Source organism: Heyndrickxia sp. NPDC080065, assembly GCF_050281185.1.
In the GTDB taxonomy this organism is placed as follows: Bacteria; Bacillota; Bacilli; order Bacillales; family Bacillaceae_C; genus Heyndrickxia.
Genome location: NZ_JBNNWS010000018.1, coordinates 22,592 through 40,356, shown reverse-complemented (window position 1 = coordinate 40,356; position 17,765 = coordinate 22,592). Strand labels below are relative to the sequence as shown.

The 17,765-nt window shown below is 33.7% G+C and carries 20 protein-coding genes; 17 read left to right on the top strand and 3 right to left on the bottom strand.

The window, feature by feature from the left end; genetic code table 11:
• The first annotated feature begins 294 nt into the window (after nucleotides 1-294).
• The 12 genes from ACQKP0_RS20085 to ACQKP0_RS20030 all read left to right on the top strand — a co-directional run bounded on the left by ACQKP0_RS20085 (nucleotide 295) and on the right by ACQKP0_RS20030 (nucleotide 10,993).
• Complete coding sequence (locus ACQKP0_RS20085) at nucleotides 295-993, top strand: response regulator transcription factor (RefSeq protein WP_427407618.1); 699 nt, start codon at nucleotides 295-297, stop codon at nucleotides 991-993.
• Complete coding sequence (locus tag ACQKP0_RS20080; RefSeq protein WP_427407617.1) at nucleotides 986-2,092, top strand: ATP-binding protein; 1,107 nt, start codon at nucleotides 986-988, stop codon at nucleotides 2,090-2,092. Before ACQKP0_RS20085 ends, ACQKP0_RS20080 begins: the two co-directional genes overlap by 8 nt.
• A gap of 82 nt (nucleotides 2,093-2,174) precedes the next feature.
• A complete protein-coding gene (locus tag ACQKP0_RS20075; RefSeq protein WP_427407616.1) occupies nucleotides 2,175-3,035 on the top strand; it encodes a M15 family metallopeptidase in 861 nt (286 codons plus the stop codon).
• A gap of 288 nt (nucleotides 3,036-3,323) precedes the next feature.
• Nucleotides 3,324-3,767, top strand: a complete 444-nt coding sequence (locus ACQKP0_RS20070) for a MarR family winged helix-turn-helix transcriptional regulator (protein ID WP_427407615.1) — start codon at nucleotides 3,324-3,326, stop codon at nucleotides 3,765-3,767.
• A gap of 52 nt (nucleotides 3,768-3,819) precedes the next feature.
• A complete protein-coding gene (locus tag ACQKP0_RS20065) occupies nucleotides 3,820-4,761 on the top strand; it encodes a ring-cleaving dioxygenase (RefSeq protein WP_427407614.1) in 942 nt (313 codons plus the stop codon).
• A gap of 16 nt (nucleotides 4,762-4,777) precedes the next feature.
• A complete protein-coding gene (locus ACQKP0_RS20060; protein ID WP_427407613.1) occupies nucleotides 4,778-5,836 on the top strand; it encodes an LLM class flavin-dependent oxidoreductase in 1,059 nt (352 codons plus the stop codon).
• A 12-nt stretch (nucleotides 5,837-5,848) separates the two neighbouring features.
• Entirely contained in the window at nucleotides 5,849-6,415 is a 567-nt protein-coding gene (locus ACQKP0_RS20055) for an NADPH-dependent FMN reductase (protein WP_427407612.1), read from the top strand.
• Nucleotides 6,416-6,794: 379 nt separating this feature from the next.
• Entirely contained in the window at nucleotides 6,795-7,013 is a 219-nt protein-coding gene (locus ACQKP0_RS20050; protein WP_427407611.1) for a helix-turn-helix transcriptional regulator, read from the top strand.
• Nucleotides 7,010-7,420, top strand: a complete 411-nt coding sequence (locus ACQKP0_RS20045; protein ID WP_427407610.1) for a hypothetical protein — start codon at nucleotides 7,010-7,012, stop codon at nucleotides 7,418-7,420. Before ACQKP0_RS20050 ends, ACQKP0_RS20045 begins: the two co-directional genes overlap by 4 nt.
• Before the next feature lie 736 nt (nucleotides 7,421-8,156).
• Complete coding sequence (locus ACQKP0_RS20040) at nucleotides 8,157-9,605, top strand: PLP-dependent aminotransferase family protein (protein ID WP_427407609.1); 1,449 nt, start codon at nucleotides 8,157-8,159, stop codon at nucleotides 9,603-9,605.
• Between the two features lie 4 nt (nucleotides 9,606-9,609).
• Nucleotides 9,610-10,524, top strand: coding sequence for a D-alanine--D-alanine ligase (locus tag ACQKP0_RS20035; protein WP_427407608.1), 915 nt, complete (start codon nucleotides 9,610-9,612; stop codon nucleotides 10,522-10,524).
• A 43-nt stretch (nucleotides 10,525-10,567) separates the two neighbouring features.
• Complete coding sequence (locus tag ACQKP0_RS20030) at nucleotides 10,568-10,993, top strand: GNAT family N-acetyltransferase (RefSeq protein WP_427407607.1); 426 nt, start codon at nucleotides 10,568-10,570, stop codon at nucleotides 10,991-10,993.
• A gap of 245 nt (nucleotides 10,994-11,238) precedes the next feature.
• On the opposite strand, the gene ACQKP0_RS20025 is transcribed toward ACQKP0_RS20030, so the two are convergent.
• Nucleotides 11,239-11,754, bottom strand: coding sequence for a hypothetical protein (locus tag ACQKP0_RS20025; protein WP_427407606.1), 516 nt, complete (start codon nucleotides 11,752-11,754; stop codon nucleotides 11,239-11,241).
• Nucleotides 11,755-12,074: 320 nt separating this feature from the next.
• Between ACQKP0_RS20025 and ACQKP0_RS20020 the strand changes: the two genes are divergently transcribed.
• Together ACQKP0_RS20020 and ACQKP0_RS20015 are read left to right on the top strand one after the other, a co-directional pair.
• The gene (locus ACQKP0_RS20020) at nucleotides 12,075-12,932 is read left to right on the top strand and encodes an MBL fold metallo-hydrolase (RefSeq protein ID WP_427407682.1); all 858 of its coding nucleotides are present in this window, start codon (nucleotides 12,075-12,077) and stop codon (nucleotides 12,930-12,932) included.
• 238 nt (nucleotides 12,933-13,170) lie between these two features.
• Nucleotides 13,171-13,494 carry a MazG nucleotide pyrophosphohydrolase domain-containing protein gene (locus tag ACQKP0_RS20015; RefSeq protein ID WP_427407605.1) on the top strand — a complete coding sequence of 108 codons (324 nt, stop codon included), beginning with the start codon at nucleotides 13,171-13,173 and terminating at the stop codon, nucleotides 13,492-13,494.
• Nucleotides 13,495-13,685: 191 nt separating this feature from the next.
• On the opposite strand, the gene ACQKP0_RS20010 is transcribed toward ACQKP0_RS20015, so the two are convergent.
• Both ACQKP0_RS20010 and ACQKP0_RS20005 read right to left on the bottom strand, forming a co-directional pair.
• Complete coding sequence (locus ACQKP0_RS20010; RefSeq protein ID WP_427407604.1) at nucleotides 13,686-15,089, bottom strand: DUF4179 domain-containing protein; 1,404 nt, start codon at nucleotides 15,087-15,089, stop codon at nucleotides 13,686-13,688.
• Nucleotides 15,059-15,616, bottom strand: coding sequence for a sigma-70 family RNA polymerase sigma factor (locus tag ACQKP0_RS20005; RefSeq protein WP_427407603.1), 558 nt, complete (start codon nucleotides 15,614-15,616; stop codon nucleotides 15,059-15,061). The genes ACQKP0_RS20010 and ACQKP0_RS20005 overlap by 31 nt, the downstream gene beginning before the upstream one ends.
• Nucleotides 15,617-15,823: 207 nt before the next feature.
• On the opposite strand from ACQKP0_RS20005, the gene ACQKP0_RS20000 reads away from it, so the two are divergent.
• The 3 genes from ACQKP0_RS20000 (at nucleotide 15,824) to ACQKP0_RS19990 (ending at nucleotide 17,729) form a co-directional block, all read left to right on the top strand.
• Nucleotides 15,824-16,240 carry a VOC family protein gene (locus ACQKP0_RS20000; protein ID WP_427407602.1) on the top strand — a complete coding sequence of 139 codons (417 nt, stop codon included), beginning with the start codon at nucleotides 15,824-15,826 and terminating at the stop codon, nucleotides 16,238-16,240.
• 116 nt (nucleotides 16,241-16,356) lie between these two features.
• Nucleotides 16,357-16,776, top strand: coding sequence for a GNAT family N-acetyltransferase (locus ACQKP0_RS19995; protein WP_427407601.1), 420 nt, complete (start codon nucleotides 16,357-16,359; stop codon nucleotides 16,774-16,776).
• Nucleotides 16,777-16,805: 29 nt separating this feature from the next.
• Nucleotides 16,806-17,729 (top strand): aminoglycoside phosphotransferase family protein, encoded by a 924-nt coding sequence (locus tag ACQKP0_RS19990; protein WP_427407600.1) that lies wholly within the window; start codon nucleotides 16,806-16,808, stop codon nucleotides 17,727-17,729.
• The last annotated feature ends 36 nt before the right edge of the window (nucleotides 17,730-17,765 follow it).

Below are 17,765 nucleotides of genomic sequence, written 5' to 3'. Positions count from 1 at the left end.
TATTGGGGGCGTTTGCTCGGTAAGAATTAAACAACTTTAAAAAGACTTATTACAATTCAAATGAAGTAAGGCTCTTATTTTTTGATAAAAATTAAACAATTTTATTATTGCCGTAAAAAAATGAGATTGATGATAAACTTATATGTACGTATCAAGAATGGAAGCAACATAAAATAACTGCAGTAGAAGCAATGCGAAGAGTAGGAATGATGAGTAATACATTTTATAGAAGAGTCAAAGAATACGAAAATAGCTTAGAAAAAGCAAGCTTTCTTAAACAGGAGGGGGAATAAAATGAAGCGTATTTCAATTTTAATAGCTGATGATGAGGTGGAAATTGCTGAATTAATTGGGATACATTTAGAAAACGAAGGTTATCATGTTGTGAAGGCTACTGATGGAGAAGAAGCAGTTCGTATCATTCAATCACAGCCAATCGATCTAGTTGTTTTAGATATTATGATGCCCAAAATGGACGGTTATGAAGTAACGCGACAAATTCGTATGAAACATCATATGCCTATCATTTTCTTAAGTGCGAAAACATCTGATTTTGATAAGGTGACAGGTCTTGTACTAGGCGCGGATGATTATATGACTAAGCCTTTCACACCGATTGAATTAGTTGCGCGCGTAAATGCACAACTACGCCGATTTCTTACGTTAAATCAGCCGAAAGTAGAGAAGAATAAATCCGTTTTAGAAGTAGGCGGAGTTATTATTGATCCTGAGCGACGAACGGTAAATGTATACCGAGAGCAAATTGAATTAACCCCAAAAGAGTTTGATATTTTATATTTATTAGCGAGTCATCCGAAGAAAGTATATAGTGTTGAAAATATTTTTCAGCAAGTATGGGCAGATGATTATTACGAAGGTGGAAATACAGTTATGGTACATATTCGTACTTTACGAAAAAAACTTGGGGAGGATAAAAGAAAGAATAAGTTAATAAAAACGGTATGGGGGGTAGGCTATACTTTCAATGGCTAAATTGATGAGAAGCTTTCGTTTTAAAATGCTCGTCTTGTTTACGTTAAGTATGGTATTAGCAGCTGGCGTAACATATATGATTTATAAAGGATTACAGTTCTATTATAAAACGATGGTGCGCTTTGAAGATCCTCTAGCCCAATTTAGGTCAATAATAAGAGAGTTTGGAGATATTAATTTCTTTTTGATTTTCTTTATCCCATTATCTATTTTATTCTTTTTCTTTTTAACAAAACCATACTTAAAGTATTTTAATGAAATTTCTAACGGCATTCATTATCTCGCTAATGGTGATTTTACAAATAAAGTTCTTATTTCATCAAATGATGAATTCGGAAATATTGCGCGTGAAATTAACTTAGCGAGCGAAAAGTTAAAAGAAGCGGTTGAAAGAGGAGATTTTGCAGAAAGTAGTAAAGATCAGCTAGTTGTTAACTTAGCTCATGATTTAAGAACGCCATTAACATCTATTTTAGGTTATCTAGATTTAATTCTCAAAGATGAAAATTTGACGAATGAACAGATTAAACATTTTTCTACGATTGCATTTACGAAATCTCAACGACTTGAAAGTTTAATTGATGAGTTATTTGAAATTACGCGAATGAATTATGGCATAATAAAGTTAGATAAAAAAACAATTGATATAAGTGAATTACTTATACAGTTAGATGAGGAATTATATCCGTTATTAGAGAAGCAAAATTTAGAAGCTAGATTGAATGTTAATTCGCATTTGCTTATTAATGGTGATGGAAAATTGTTAGCTAGAGTATTTGAAAACCTTTTAACGAATGCTATTCGCTACGGATATGATGGGCAATTTGTTGATATGAATGGATATATTGATAATGGAGAAGTTGTCGTACAAATTATTAATTACGGAGATAGCATTCCAGAAGAAGATTTGCCATATCTTTTTGATATGTTTTATACAGGTGATAAAGCTAGAACGGAGCAACAAGACGGTACAGGTCTTGGTTTATTTATTGCAAAAAATATTGTGGAGCAGCATAATGGGACGATCTCCGCTGAAAGTAATGTAATAAGAACAATATTTGAAGTGAGATTGCCAAAAGAAGATAGCTCTGAAATTTAATAAAAATTTTAAGTTTACCCCACTTTTTATTTTAATAGTTTTTTCTATCCTATACGTATGTTAGGTCAAGGAGGAACTAGGAATGAAGAAGTGGGTATTTATTTCTCTTTTTATATTGTGTACAGTATGTGTTGGGATTTATATTGCACTGTTATTTCAAAAGGGGATAGATGTTAAAATCGTAGAAAAAGGTGATAAAGTAAATGTTGCGAATACTGAAAAGAGGGAGATTACAAAGGAACAAATTTATAAAGGGAATTTATTACTAGTTAATAAAGATTACTCTGTTAAGAAAGATAGTATAAGTTCTGATATTATAAATGTATTTCAAAATACTGAATTAATAAGAGGGTATGTGATATATGATAGAAACCTTCGCTTATCAAAAGATATTGTGAAAAATTTTTTGAAGATTGTAGATGCAGCAGAAAAAGAAGGAGTACAGCATTTTTTGCTGAGTAGCGGCTATCGGGATTTTAAAGAACAAAGGAAGCTATATGAGGAAATGGGCTCTGATTACGCACTTCCAGCAGGATATAGTGAACATAATTTAGGCTTATCACTTGATGTTGGGTCTACTCAAATGAAAATGGAGAAAGCTCCTGAAGGAAAATGGATTGAGGAAAATGTATGGAAATACGGATTTGTTTTACGCTATCCGAAAAATAAAAGTAATATTACAGGGATTCAATATGAGCCATGGCATATACGTTATGTCGGTTTACCTCATAGTGCTGTTATGCAAAAAAATAATTTTACTTTAGAGGAATATTTGGATTTCTTAAAAGAGAAAAAAGAAATTGCAACGTATATTGAAGGTAAAAAATATACGATTTCTTATTATAAAGTTTCAGAGAATATTAACGTAAATGTTCCAGTGAATAAGCATTACGAAATTTCAGGGGACAATATAGGTGGAGTTATTGTGACTGTTTTTGAATAAGTAAAGAAGCTATTCTAAATATTGGATAGCTTCTGTGTAATACAGCTGAAAGAGCCATGTATAGAAAAGAATGGGATATTAGAGAAAAGCAAAATATTGAATACGATATCTATAATTATAAGCAAAACTTAGAAATAAAATGATAGTGTACGAAACAATTAATCTAAAAAGCGATTATCTTTGTATTTTTATCGAAACAAAAAATCTCGAATTCGAGATTTAATACTTGATTTCTCCTCAATTGAGTAGTAAAGTGATAGCAAGGTTAGTGATAGGGAGGAAAAAGAAATGCGTAATAATACGATGGGGTCTTTAATATGGTTACGTTTGATGCGTTTTACGAACCGCAGTAACCAACTGTCGAATGATTTTTTAAAGCGTTTTGATTTAACAACTGCTCAATTTGATGTGCTCGTACAAATACATGTATATCAACCACTTACTCAAATTGAGTTAGCTGAAAAAGTAACGGTTACGCAAGGTGGAATCTCCCGAATGCTAGCACGACTTGAGAAAGATGGATATATTGTACGTAAGCAAGATTGGAAAACGAAAACGATTAGCCTAACTGAGAAGGGTGAAGCGATTTTAGAGGAAGCTATGCCAGCTCAACTTGCGTTTCAATCATCATTTTTTGATGATGTATTAAGCGAGGAAGAAACGAAAACATTGTATACGCTAATAACACGTGTCCATAAAAATAGCCAAAAAAAAGAATTACCGCCCAAGTAATTTTTTTACACAATCACTTGACTAATCAAGTTAAAAATAAGGAGGATCATCTATGTATAAAATTTCTGGACATCATCATATTTCAATGATTACAAAAAACGCTCAAATGAATAATGATTTCTATCAAAACATGTTAGGTTTGAGGAGAGTTAAAAAGACTGTTAATCAAGACGATCCATCGATGTATCACTTATTTTATGGAGATTTAACGGGAAGTGCCGGTACTGAGCTTACCTTTTTTGAAATGCCGATTGCTGGAAGAACAACTCGTGGAACAAATGCTATTACTCAAATTGGCTTGCTTGTACCATCAATTGAAAGTTTAGAGTATTGGAAGAAACGCTTTGAGCAATTTGATGTTAAGCATGGTGAAATCACAACATATGCAGGCAGGGCAGCACTTCCATTTGAGGATCAAGAAGGGTTACGCCTTATTTTGCTGAATAATAATGGCGAAGAAATACCTGAGCACTGGACTGCTTGGAAGGATTCCAGCGTGGAGCAAGAACATCGTATTCTCGGTATGGGAACTGTTGAAATAACAGTGAGGTATTTGGAACGAACAGCTAAAACATTAAAGGATATTTTGGGATATGTAGAAGTGATTCGAACAGAAAATGAGGGCATTTATCAATCCATTGAAGGGCAAGCATTTGGCGAAATTGTCGTGAAGCAGCTTGTAGGACCAAGTGAAAAACCAGGTCGAGGTAGTATCCATCATTTGGCTATTCGTGTGAAAAACGAAGATGAGTTGCGCTATTGGGACGAAGTAGTGAAAGAGCGCGGATACCAATCATCAGGCATTGTCGATCGCTTTTACTTTCAAAGCTTATATTTCCGTGATTCAAATGGCATTTTATTTGAAATGGCGACAGATGGGCCAGGATTCATAGCCGATTCAACAGTAGAAGCATTAGGAAAAGATTTAGATCTACCACCATTTTTAGAAGATAAACGTGAAGAAATAGAAGCAAAATTAAAACCTCTTGATTAAAAAGGAGAGCATGAAGATGGAAAAATATCGCATCGATACAAATAAAGGACTAGAATTCGGTTTATATTCGATTGGTGATCATTTACCAAACCCACTCACAGGTAGTCGTATTAGCGCTGAACAACGAATTCATGAATTAATCGAAGCAAGTAAGCTAGCAGATGAGGCGGGACTTGATGTATTTGCTGTTGGTGAAAGTCATCAAATACATTTCACAACGCAAGCGCATACGGTTATATTAGGTGCTATTGCACAAGCCACAAAAAATATTAAAATTGCCAGCTCGGCAACAGTTTTAAGTACTTCAGATCCTGTGCGAGTGTATGAAGATTTTGCGACACTAGATTTAATCTCAAAAGGACGGGCTGAAATTGTTGCTGGGCGTGGCTCACGGGTTGGGGCTTATAGCTTGCTCGGATTTGATGTGCGTGATTATGAGGAATTATTTGAAGAAAAAATGGAACTTCTGTTGAAATTAAATGACGAAGATAAGGTGACATGGGAAGGTCAATTCCGTTCCCCGCTTAATAATGCGTATATTCTTCCACAGCCCCCAAAAGGCCATTTGCCAATTTGGAGAGCTGTAGGCGGTCCGCCAGCAAGTGCCATTAAAGCAGGCTATGCAGGTGTACCGATGATGCTGACAACACTTGGTGGTCCAGCGATTAATTTTAAAGTATCAGTAGATGCATATCGAGAGGCTGCAGAGAGAAATGGTTTTGACCCAACAACACTGCCTATTGCCACAACAAGCTTGTTTTACACTGCGGAAAATTCACAGGACGCTCTTCGTGAATATTATCCACATGCGAATTCTGGCATGTTGGCTTTAAGAGGAGGCGGCTATCCAAAGCAGCAATTCGCACAAGCAATTGACTATCGTGATGCGTTAATGATAGGTAGTCCACAGCAAATTATTGAAAAAATGCTCTACCAATACGAACTTTACGGTCAACAGAGGTTCATGGCACAAATCGACTTTGGTGGCGTGCCGTTCGATAAAATTGCAAAAAATATTGAACTGATTGCAACAGAAATAATGCCAGTAATAAAGAAACATACAACCAGAAAGTAAGGAGAGGATCACATGAAAATTGTAGGAATCTCAGGCTCTAACGTAGGGACTAAAACAAGAACAGCGATGGAATATATATTCAAAATGATACGTGAAAAATATCCAGATGCAGATATTACTTTGCTTGACCTTGCAGAATATGAAATGGTCTTTAGTGATGGACGTAATTATTGGGAATATGATGGTGATACAAAGTATGTAACGGAAACAATCATGGCAGCTGATGCCATCATAATTGGTACACCAGTATTTCAAGCATCTATTCCAGCAACATTAAAAAATATTTTTGACTTATTACCGGTTAATGCTTTCCGAGATAAAGTGGTGAGTATGCTTGTAACAGCTGGAACAGCTAAGCATTATTTGATAGTAGAACAACAGTTAAAGCCGATTCTTGCTTATATGAAGGCGCATAGCGTACAAACTTATGTATTTATAGAAGAAAAGGATTTCCATCGAAAAGAAATTGTAAATGATGATGTTCTCTTCCGTATGGAGCGTTTAGTGGAAGATACCGTGCTGCTTGTCGATGCATATGCAAGGATTCGTCAAGCGAAAGATGCGGAATATGATTTTTAGTTAGAATGTTGTAATAGAGGAGGATGGTGAAAATAATTTCAAAAAAGTTGATCAGAAAATATTTTTATTTCAGGCACCCATGATTTTAGTAATATAATAGCGATGATACGAAAGTGAAGAACGTAATTTTATAGAAGAAAACACGTATATGTTTAACTTGTATGGGGCTAAATTTTCTAACTTGATAATAAAAAAATTACAAAAGATTTCATGTAGACTGCCAAAATATGAACTCTAGAATCTCGCCATTTATTTCGGCAAAATGTGAAGGCTAAAAAGAATTAGCATAAGGAAATGTAAATATATCTTTACATTTCCTTATGTTTTTTTTATAATCCTATGTAAAGATATCTTTACTTTCTTCTTGGGAGGATAATTAATGAAAGTAATCAATCATATTCGAGAGATTCGGCTAAAAAAAGGGATAACGCAAATTAAAATGGCTGAAGATTTACAAATTACTAGGCAAACTGTTAATGCAATTGAGAAGAATAGATACAATCCTAGTCTAGAATTGGCTCTTAAATTAATTGAATATTTCGACGTACCGATTGAGGAATTGTTTTATTTAGAGAAAACAAAGGGGGAAAAACGATGAAAAGTCGTCATTTATCAAAATTTGTTTGGGCTTTTATCATTTTCTGTACATGGGTAGGAGGATTTTTAGGTATATATATTAATGGTAAAGTAACAGGGGACTACCAATACGATTTGGCTATTCCAATAATAGTGGGAACAGTTCTAGCTCTTATCATCTCTTTGTTTTTTTCTCATCGTAGGAAAAAAAGAAATGGAAAGGTTCCAGAAATTGATGAACGAACTGTCAAAATTATGCAGCGTTATCTGATGATCGTCCTTTATGTCGTCCTTTTTGGTAGTGGGACTGCTTTAATCATTCTATACTCAATGGGTGTTCAATTCATTGAAACAGGTATGTTAATAATCTGTTTGCTGGCATTGTATATGATCATTGGATTGGGAGCGTTTGTAGCAAAGCGATTATGAAAAAGACATTTTCCCATGTTATGTCCCTTTTTATCCGTTCATATTGTAGAATTAGTCAATTCATATGATCATTTTTCGAGGACCATTATATAGGAAAAATAAAATATGAAGGTTACTCGGAGTGAGTTGAAAAAGAGTATAGTTTGAAGAAATTAAAACGTCATTTACAACCAAAGATATTGAGAAATTATTATTGCATTTTACAATATCTTCTTACATACAAATCCAACTGAAAGTTTTCATATTATTGAACAAAGGTAATAAACTCCAGTATTCATATAGGATTATTTTGCTAAAAAATAATCCTATATGTTGAACTTACTATACCATGGTTAATGAAAAGGATTCCGTTAGAGAATCCTTTTTTTATATATTAATTTTTGTGAGGAGAATTGAGTTTTAAATGACTGTTTAATATATTCTGCAAAAGGAAATGAATCTTTTATCTAGGAAATTTATTACTATTATTCTACAGAAAATATATTTAATAATATAATAGAATAATTAGAGAAAGTCTCGTGCATATTAACAAGCAATAAATTCCTACGTAAAGGAATCAACTACTATTTATTATTGGAATAGAGAGACAAATAAATATAAATTTGATTACCTTCTTCATACAAAAGTAGTATGAAAAATATGCAATACCATACCACTAGTTAAAGAAAATACATATGTTGTGGACCTTTTGAAATAAATGTAGTTATGCAAAAATAACAGCAAGGGGATGAAGGAAGTGTTTAATGATTTTAAGATTGCGGATGATCGTCCGGTATATATTCAACTTAAGGATTATTTGAAAAAAATGATTATGAACGGACATCTGCTGGAGCACCAGAAGCTTCCATCCACCCGAGAGCTTAGTAAGTTATTATCAGTCAGCAGAAATACAGTTCTCACTGCATACGCGGATTTAGAACAAGAAGGACTAATTTATGCAATAAAGGGAAAAGGAAATTTTGTAGGGAAAGTCGAGACATCCAAAACTCCATCCATCAAACTAAACTGGAAAGAAAAAGTCAATGAGGTTACATTACTAGCTGATGATTTAGATCTAATGAAGCACGGAGTTCGTTGGAAAAAAGGCATGATTTCATTCAATAGCATTGCCCCAGATGAAAAGCTGTTTGATGTTGAAAATTTTAAAAGGGCTTTTCTAACCAGGATGTCTATTGAAGGAGATATCGTTCTGAACTATGGATATGCAAAAGGTTATAAACCCCTAATCGAGTATCTTCTTCACTATACGGAAACCAAAGGAGTAGATATTTCCAACAAGGATATTCTTATCACTAATGGCTTCACCGAGGGTCTGGATATTTTATTGTCATCCATAGCGAAAAAATCCGGGAGAATTATTTGCGAAAATCCTACCCATCATTCAGCATTAAAGCTTTTTCGATTACATGGATATGAAATCCACGGTATAGAGATGAAGGGTGATGGTATTGATGTTTGCCAAGTTGAAAAAAGCTTATCTGAAACGGATTTTGATTTTGCCTATCTAATCCCGTCCTATCATAATCCAACCGGGATCGTCACCTCCTCGGAAAAAAGGATCGAAATCATGAAGCTTTTTTCAAAATATCAAATTCCAATAATAGAGGATGGTTTTAATGAGGAATTACGTTATTCAGGTTCCCATTTAGCCCCATTACTGGCTTTCGCAGGCCGTGGTAACAATGTTATCTATATCAGCAGCTTTTCAAAAATTCTATTTCCAGGCTTGCGTGTTGGTTGGATTTTAGCAGACAAGGACTTAATATACTCCCTGGAAAGTATGAAAAGGGCACGAACTATTCATACATCCACACTGGATCAGGCAATGCTTTATCAATATTTACATGATGGTTATTTCGAAAAATATTTAAAAAAAGCCAAGTCCGTTTATAAGAAAAAATATGAATTAGCCCTCCATGCTTGTAATCAATACATTCCTTTTAAAAGAATGACCGGGGATGGTGGACTTCATCTTTTTATCGAGTTAGAAAACGGAATAAATGCGCGTACACTTTTAAAAAAATGCTATCAAAAGGGAGTCGTTTTTTCGCCCGGGGATGTTTTTTACACGGACGGAGGAGGAAGCAATACGTTTCGATTAGGATTTTCCCGATTAAAAGAAGAAGATATTGTTCAAGGAGTTAGGATAATTGGTGATAAGTTAAAAAATGAAATGGGAGGGTAAAAAATTGAAAGTTGGCGTTATTATGGGAGGAGTGTCCTCCGAAAAGCAAGTGTCCCTCATGACAGGGGAAGAAATGATTGCACATTTAGATAAAAGTAAGTATGAAGTTGTGCCTATTATACTAAATGACAAAATAGAGCTTGTTGAAAAGGCAAGAAATCTTGATATTGCCCTGTTAGCGCTTCACGGTAAATACGGGGAGGACGGCACGATTCAAGGTACATTGGAATCACTCGATGTACCTTATACAGGAAGCTCTATGTTATCAAGCAGTATTTGTATGGATAAAAATATATCAAAAAAAATCATTCGTTTTGAAGGTATTCAAACACCGGATTGGATTCATTTTTCGGATATGGAAGAGCTTCAGTTGGATGAATTAGACAAAATGGGATATCCGTTAGTGGTAAAACCGAATTCGGGCGGATCCAGTGTAGGAGTAAAAATAGTATACGATAAGGATTCATTATTATCCTCGGTTGCAGAAGTATTCGAATGGGATACTGAAATAATTATTGAAAAGTATATAAAGGGCGAAGAAATTACTTGTTCTATTTTTGATGGAAAACTTTTACCGATCATTTCGATCAGACATACTGCTGAGTTTTTTGACTATAATGCGAAATATGACGATGTCGCAACGATTGAAGAGGTTGTCGAACTTCCTTCTGCAACACATGAACGTGTCGCCGAGGCTGCAATGGCCTGTTATAAAGCATTAAAATGTAGTGTTTATGCTAGAGTTGACATGATGGTCAAAGATGGAATCCCATATGTCATGGAAGTAAATACATTACCGGGGATGACAAAAAATAGCTTACTGCCAAAAAGCGCACATGCCGCGGGAATCACCTATAACAAGCTATTGGATATGATTATTGAAACCTCCCTACAGGTTAGGAGAATGGAAGGATTTTAATAGTTATAGTGAATAAGCTGAGTTATATGGGGAGTGGAACCTAATGGGGCTTAGAAAAATGAAGGTCGAAGATTGGCAAGCAATATCCATGTTGTTAAACCAATTGGAATATCCAAATACCGAGACTTTTATTAAAGAAAAAATAGAGTTACTTATAAATCATCCTGATGAGGAATTATTAGTTTACGAGGATAAAAGAAAACTCATAGGCTTTATTTCATTACATTTTACACCTCAATTAGCACTAAATGGAGATTTCGCAAGAATAAGCTATTTTGCTGTGGATCGTACAATCAGAAGCAGGGGGATAGGACGTGAGATTGAAGAGTATTGTACGGAATTAGCAAAAAAAAGAAACTGTGATCGAATCGAAGTTCATTGCCACTCTAGAAGGATAGATGCACACAGGTTTTATTCACGACAGGGATATACAGAAATACCTAAGTACTTTATAAAAAAATTACACTAATTTGTATAAGAGCCTTTAAATATTGTGTTGTTATGTTACGTAAAAGCTCCTTTCATCAAAGAGAAAGGAGCTTTTATCATAGAGGGAGATAAGAATCACTATAAAAGAATTTCAGCTGCATTTGCAGTGGTTGGTAATGATTGATTGGTCAAGTTGTTAATGGGAACGGGTCATTGGTTTGCTCACCATATAAACTAGCTTGTTCTCCACTCTATGCCTGGAAAGGGAGTCTCACCATTTCCAGGTTAAAAATATTTTTCATCATCAAAATCAAGTTCAATGGAATAGTTTTTCGCGTTAATTAAGTTTGATAGTTTATGAGCCTCTTTTTCAATTTGTACGGCTTTAAGGCGATATTCTTCCGGTTCAAAAAGAGCAACTTGATAAACCGTTGTATTGTCAGAATAGCCGTATTGAATTTCTTCTTTTTTGGCTGCACCAAATTCTTTATAAAGACGTGCTTTTGCACGGAGTTGAGTTGCTAGCTCGATAGCTTCAACAATTGTCAATTTTTCATTTTTAAAAGTAATCGTATGATCAATATTGGCTCTGTACATTAATTTATCAAGTAACCGAGCATCCTTCCTGATCATTTCCAATTCCTCATCAACAGCTTGAACATTTCTAGGACTTTTTTCAGGAACTTGACCTCTTTCTATCGTAGTAAAAGCTAAGCGTCGAATTTCATCTTCTAGTTCGTGAATGTTTTTAGTTAATATACTCTTTAGTTTTACCGCTTCAGCAAGTGTTATTTTCCCCACATTCCTCATCCTCCCGATCAAAATGTTATTTAAAATTTTATCACCGTATTTGCAAATAAGCAAAATTTTAAAATAAGAGAGAGTATTTTCCTTGAAGCTTAAATGAAGTGAAAGTTGAACTATTAATGGTAGAATAGAAGATATATTTTTGTTTTTTTATTATCTATAATTAATCAAATAATTCGGAGAGATTACAGAAACGAGTTATATATTTGGAATGTTTCAATATTTACTAAAGAAAACATTAGGAGGATTCCAAAGTGTCTAGAGAAAGATATACGAACTTGAATGGATATAAGAATTTAAATTCATTAAAAGATATGATCCGATGGCGTAGGGAGCGTCGGAGCAACAAGAAAGATTTATCATACATCGTTCCGCAGCATATAGATAAAAAAATTGAATACCTTCAATCCAATAGAGAAGATGGAACGTTTACGTGGATTGGGCATTCATCATTTCTCATCCAAATAAATGGCTTAAATATTGTCACTGATATTGTATGGGCTAATAGGATGGGGTTAGATGTAAGATTATCAAAACCTGGTCTTACACCTGAACAAATGCCTGAAATTGATGTCGTATTAATTTCACATAGTCACTATGACCACTTAGATATCGCTTCATTAAAGAAACTAAAAGGCAATCCTACTTATTTAGTTCCTATTGGCTTAAAAAATCTTTTTACGAGAAAAGGATTTCTTCCAGTGAAGGAATTCAAATGGTGGGAGAGTACGATAATAAATGAAGTTAAATTTACGTTTGTTCCATCCCAACATTGGACAAAGAGAACAATAACAGATACCAACACCTCACATTGGGGCGGCTGGATGCTTGAAGCCAATCGAAAAACCATTTACTTTGCCGGTGACAGCGGGTATTTTACTGGATTTAAAGAAATTGGAGAAAAATTTACTATTGATTATGCGTTAATTCCTATTGGGGCATATGAACCGGAATGGTTTATGTCATCCCAACATATAAACCCTGAAGAAGCCGTACAAGTTTTTTTAGATGTAGACGCCAATTTTTTTATTCCAATGCATTACGGTGCATTTCGGTTAGCAGATGATACTCCAAAAGAAGCACTTGATCGTTTATTTATAGAATGGGAAAAGAAAAACTTAGATCCGTCTTCATTAGTTGTATTAAGGCTAGGGGAGACTTGGAATATTTGATTGAAAAACTATTTTATTTAACTTAATTGAAATAGTTAAAATACATGCAAAGTGGATGGTTCATTGACCGAAAGAAATAAAAAATCCTGGTGATTACCTTTTATTAATTTCTAGATAATAAGTTTTCATATCATATTAACTTAATGAAAAAATGAGTGAGTTAAGTACAAATTGAAATTATTAATGTTAAGATTTAAGATAAATAGAGATATGACTAATAATTGAAAGGCGGATTTAAATGAATGTAGCAGAATTTCAACAATGGGTAAAAGATTATTATGAAAGTAGAGGCTGGTCTGATTTAGATATTTTTATCCGTATTGGTTTTTTAGCAGAAGAAACAGGAGAAGTGGCACGAGCAATAAGAGCTCTTGAAATTGGAAGGGATAGACCCGACGAAGTAAGTGGTTCATATGAGGAGAATAAACAGGAATTAACTGAAGAATTAGGAGATGTGTTAGGTAACTTAATTGTCATTGCAAACAAGTACAATATCCCATTAGAAGAAGTATTTATTTCACATAAAAAGAAACTTTCTGAACGGTATTCGAACGTAAAATGATAGTTTACATAAATATATTTATTAGTCCTAATATAAAATCATTAGATTCACTTTTTAATAGAAACTATAGATAAGACAGTGTTACTAGAACCTAAATACACGACATGATAAAGGCTTTTAATTATCTAACCTTTATTCATGTCGTGTGGCATTTTACTTAGCTATAAGGAAAGAATCTAATCAAGCTAGTTCTACTTTAATTTCACTTTTATTGGTGGTAATTGTTTGACAGGAACTGAAGTAGTAAATGGTACCTCCAATGAATAGCCTTCTAAGGTGAAGTTTTCTATAGCAGTTTCAGGCAAAAACCATTCACCATCCAAATTAAATGTGGATTCGAAGAGTAAATTCTTCTCATCTAAGACATAGGCGTCATTTCCTTTAACGATGTGACCAAGTGGTTTTATATCTTGATCTATCATTGAGGAATCTACCAAGTAAAATAATCCAATAAAATTACGTGCTAACTCATCCGCACTTTTTTCTTTGCTGACATTGTTTAGTTTGAATTGGACAATTAATTTTTTTTCTTTTTCTTTATGTTGAATTTTTTTCACCGTAAGCTCTACACCACTTCGTTTACTTTTCATGACAAACGGGGTAGGTGAATTTAATGGATGGATACCACTATTTTCAATTTCCATAACATTCGAGTATATCGTAATAAACTTAGCATCATTAGGTATTTTTCCGAAAATGGAACGTTCTTCTGATACTATTTTATTTCCCGCTTGATTTCTACCGAATTCTTCTCCTGACATTAGTTTAGTTATTTCTTGACCTTTATCATCAGTAATTTTTTCAATCCGGGTCCAATCATATTTACCCTCTAAAGTATGAATAGCCTTGTAGTCGAATACTGAAGATTCTTTTCCTAAGGTGATCGATTCAAGCTGCATTCCATGTTTTTTATCTTTTGTGGCAACGGATTCAGTGACATATATTTTTTTGTTTGGTAACTGACGAATTGGAACATTAAATTCCCATTTTCCTTTTATATCCTGAATAGATGTAATATTTAAGGGTAAGGTCATTTTTTTAGGAAGTTCTTTTTCAGGATAATCTATTTGAATATGTCCAATAAGACCTTCAGAAGTTACTTTTCCTATATTTGAGGCTGCAGTTTGCCATTTTTGACTATCGTCTCCAATTTTAAAATCAAAATAAAACTCATCTGAATCTACTTTTAAATTATCAACTTTAAAAGTTACACTAATTCTACCGCCATCATAATATGCACTATTAACAGTTACATCAATATTATTGTTATTTGCTTTTTGATTTAGCGCTGTTACAAGTTTTCTTTCAGAGAGTTTTTGTCCAACCGGATCGACAAAATAAAAATTCGAATAAAAAGTTCCTATAAATGGTACGTCCGCTAATACTCGACCCATTTGTGGATTAACAAATCCTGAACCCAACACTCCAATTAATAAGGAAGAGGCAATTAAAGGTACCTTAAGACGTTTCATCATCTTTTTACCTTGCTTTCTTTCTTTTTGTGCTTTGGTAATGCCCTGTTTTATTGCAGTACGAACATCATGATGCGGAACATCTATTTTATTCATCTCGTCATTAAACCACTGTTTATCCATGAAAAATCACTTCCTTCCAGTATTTTTTTTAGCGCTTTTCTAGCTCTGTGCAAATAAGTTTTTACAGTTCCTTCAGGTACCTCCATTTGCCAGGCAATTTGATGTATGGATAGATCGTGATAATAATATAAAAGAATCACCTTTTGATAATTGACATCTAACTGTTGAATGGCTGCTTGTAGATCTATCTGTTGCTCTGTTTGAATGGTTTTGTTTGTTGACTCTAAGCTAATGAGTTTACTTTCGTCATTGATGTTTATCACTTTTTTCTTCGATCGCAGAAGCTCATACGCATTATGTATAAGGATACGTATCAGCCATGTCTTAAAATAACTAGGTTCTTTTAATTGAGCTAACGATTTATAAGCTTTATAAACGGTTTCTTGAACAACATCTAACGCATCCTCTTTGTTTTGTACATACAAGTAAGCTGTACGGTAAAGTTTATCCTGATGTAAGCCTATAAGGCCTTCAAAAGCTAAATCATCGCCTTTTTTTGCTTTTTTAATAAGTTTTAATTCATCCATCTCTGCCTCCTCCTTTCACATATTAGAGAGTGTGATGGTTCTTTTGGTTTCAAAAAAATATATTTTCTAAAAGTTTGTTAAATAAATTATATTTTAACATTTTAAAAATTCAGATCAGTAATAATCAGTAAAAATACAAAAACGAAGAAGGAGAAAATTTCAAAATACAGAATTAGTTAAAGAGTGAAGATGAAAGGAGATCGAAAAATGAGCGTGAAACTGTTAAGGGTTGGTACTACATACATACCTGTTAATAATGTCGAACAATCAGCTGAATGGTATTTAAGAAATTTGGGGGCAGATCTAAGTTATAAAGACGAAGATAAGGCAATTATCAACTTTGCCAATCAAAGTTTTTTCCTAGTAAAGGCAAATGAGAAGGAAACATCTAATTTTTATGACGTGGCTGGTAATGAACGTTTTTCCATTACTTTCGAGGTGAACGGATTAGAAGCTTTAAAAGCATTACATAATGATTTTATCGAACGAAATGTAAAAGTTGGTGAGATTGAAAATAGAGGTCATTCAGGAAGAAATTTTGTTTTTTGGGATATTAACGGAAATAAATTTGATGTGTGGAGTGAGTTAAGTCCTCTCTTTAAAGAAAAGTTCAATATTTCATAGAGTTTTAGAAAGCCCATCTTCTTGAACTCTAAACAACGGAAAGGGCTTAATATAGCCCTCTTTTCTTATGAAATAATAGACTTATCTTTTACAAAAAATTTTTTAGGAGTATGAGTATGAACATTGAAATACAAAATGATTTTTCATATGCAAATCTTGATGAAATGAATGAAATCTATCGTTCGGTTGGCTGGACAAAGCACACAAACGAGATAATAAGGCAAGTATTTGAAGCAAGTAATGTTATCGCATTGGTTAAAGTAAATGGTCGAATCATTGGTTTTGGAAGAGCGATATCAGATGGTGTTTTTAATGCGGCAATCTACGATGTCGTGGTCCACCGAGATTTCCAAAAACAAGGGATCGCTAAAAAAATTATGGAATATTTACTTGATAAACTTAAAAATGTTTCATGTGTACATTTAATCTCAACAACAGGAAATGAAGAATTTTATCGAAAACTTGGATTAAAGAAAGTTAATACAGGAATGGCGAGGTATTTAAATCCGGATCTGAGTAATGAGTATTTGGATTAAAATATCCATTTATACAAGGGGAACAGACGATGATTAGTTTACCAACACAATTCGTAAAAACAATTAAAGACGTACATATGGTTAAAGGCGAGAAATGGTTAAATGATTTTGATAGATTAATAGATGATTGTGAGAAACGGTGGCAAATGAAAATTATGCCTCCGTTTGAATTATCATATAATTTTGTTGCGTCCGCAATTTTAAATGACGGATCCGAAATAGTTATAAAGCTTGCTGTTCCAAGTGATGAATTTCACGCTGAGGCAGAGGCCCTAAAGCTTTTTAATGGCAATGGAATGGTTAAATTATTGGATGTTGATCCTGTTAAGGGAATTCTTATTCTTGAGAGATTAATTCCCGGACAAACACTTGCTTCACTTGAAAATGATGAGGAAGCAACACATATCGCCTCACAAGTAGCGAAAAAATTGTGGTCACCTGCATCTCATTCTTCTAAAATACCGAATCTAAAAGAAAGGGAAATAGATTTAATCAATATTTCTAAGAAATACCCCGAAGGTTTAGGTCCAATTGCTAAAGAAATCATTCAAGAAGCCGCGGAAACATTTAAATACATGACAGCTACGATGGAGAAAACATTTTTCCTTCACGGTGATTTCCATCATTACAATATCTTATTTGCGGGTAAGGACTGGGTAGCAATTGATCCAAAAGGGTTAATTGGAGACAGAGAATATGATCTCATTCAGTTTTTATTAAATAAATTGCCAAATCAGAATCTAATGTCAGTGCTAGATACACGGATTGATATATTTGTTGAACAACTCCAATTAAATAAAAAAAGAATTCTAGCATGGGGGTTTGCCCATGCAGTCCTAGCAACATGTTGGTCTATAGAGGAAAACGGAAGTTATTATGAGGCTTTTTTCAATTCGATAAATGTTTTTAAACAATTGCATCATTTATACTATGGTTCTTTATTTAGCGACTAGATATAAAATTTAGGCGGTTTTTTATCTTCAACAGAT

Bases quoted from the DNA above. Each gene is read 5' to 3' on its own strand.
- ACQKP0_RS20085 (WP_427407618.1), top strand. From the start codon at position 295: ATGAAGCGTATTTCAATTTTAATAGCTGATGATGAGGTGGAAATTGCT.
- ACQKP0_RS20080 (WP_427407617.1), top strand. From the start codon at position 986: ATGGCTAAATTGATGAGAAGCTTTCGTTTTAAAATGCTCGTCTTGTTT.
- ACQKP0_RS20075 (WP_427407616.1), top strand. From the start codon at position 2,175: ATGAAGAAGTGGGTATTTATTTCTCTTTTTATATTGTGTACAGTATGT.
- ACQKP0_RS20070 (WP_427407615.1), top strand. From the start codon at position 3,324: ATGCGTAATAATACGATGGGGTCTTTAATATGGTTACGTTTGATGCGT.
- ACQKP0_RS20065 (WP_427407614.1), top strand. From the start codon at position 3,820: ATGTATAAAATTTCTGGACATCATCATATTTCAATGATTACAAAAAAC.
- ACQKP0_RS20060 (WP_427407613.1), top strand. From the start codon at position 4,778: ATGGAAAAATATCGCATCGATACAAATAAAGGACTAGAATTCGGTTTA.
- ACQKP0_RS20055 (WP_427407612.1), top strand. From the start codon at position 5,849: ATGAAAATTGTAGGAATCTCAGGCTCTAACGTAGGGACTAAAACAAGA.
- ACQKP0_RS20050 (WP_427407611.1), top strand. From the start codon at position 6,795: ATGAAAGTAATCAATCATATTCGAGAGATTCGGCTAAAAAAAGGGATA.
- ACQKP0_RS20045 (WP_427407610.1), top strand. From the start codon at position 7,010: ATGAAAAGTCGTCATTTATCAAAATTTGTTTGGGCTTTTATCATTTTC.
- ACQKP0_RS20030 (WP_427407607.1), top strand. From the start codon at position 10,568: ATGGGGCTTAGAAAAATGAAGGTCGAAGATTGGCAAGCAATATCCATG.
- ACQKP0_RS20020 (WP_427407682.1), top strand. From the start codon at position 12,075: ATGATCCGATGGCGTAGGGAGCGTCGGAGCAACAAGAAAGATTTATCA.
- ACQKP0_RS20015 (WP_427407605.1), top strand. From the start codon at position 13,171: ATGAATGTAGCAGAATTTCAACAATGGGTAAAAGATTATTATGAAAGT.
- ACQKP0_RS20010 (WP_427407604.1), bottom strand. From the start codon at position 15,089: ATGGATAAACAGTGGTTTAATGACGAGATGAATAAAATAGATGTTCCG.
- ACQKP0_RS20005 (WP_427407603.1), bottom strand. From the start codon at position 15,616: ATGGATGAATTAAAACTTATTAAAAAAGCAAAAAAAGGCGATGATTTA.
- ACQKP0_RS20000 (WP_427407602.1), top strand. From the start codon at position 15,824: ATGAGCGTGAAACTGTTAAGGGTTGGTACTACATACATACCTGTTAAT.
- ACQKP0_RS19995 (WP_427407601.1), top strand. From the start codon at position 16,357: ATGAACATTGAAATACAAAATGATTTTTCATATGCAAATCTTGATGAA.
- ACQKP0_RS19990 (WP_427407600.1), top strand. From the start codon at position 16,806: ATGATTAGTTTACCAACACAATTCGTAAAAACAATTAAAGACGTACAT.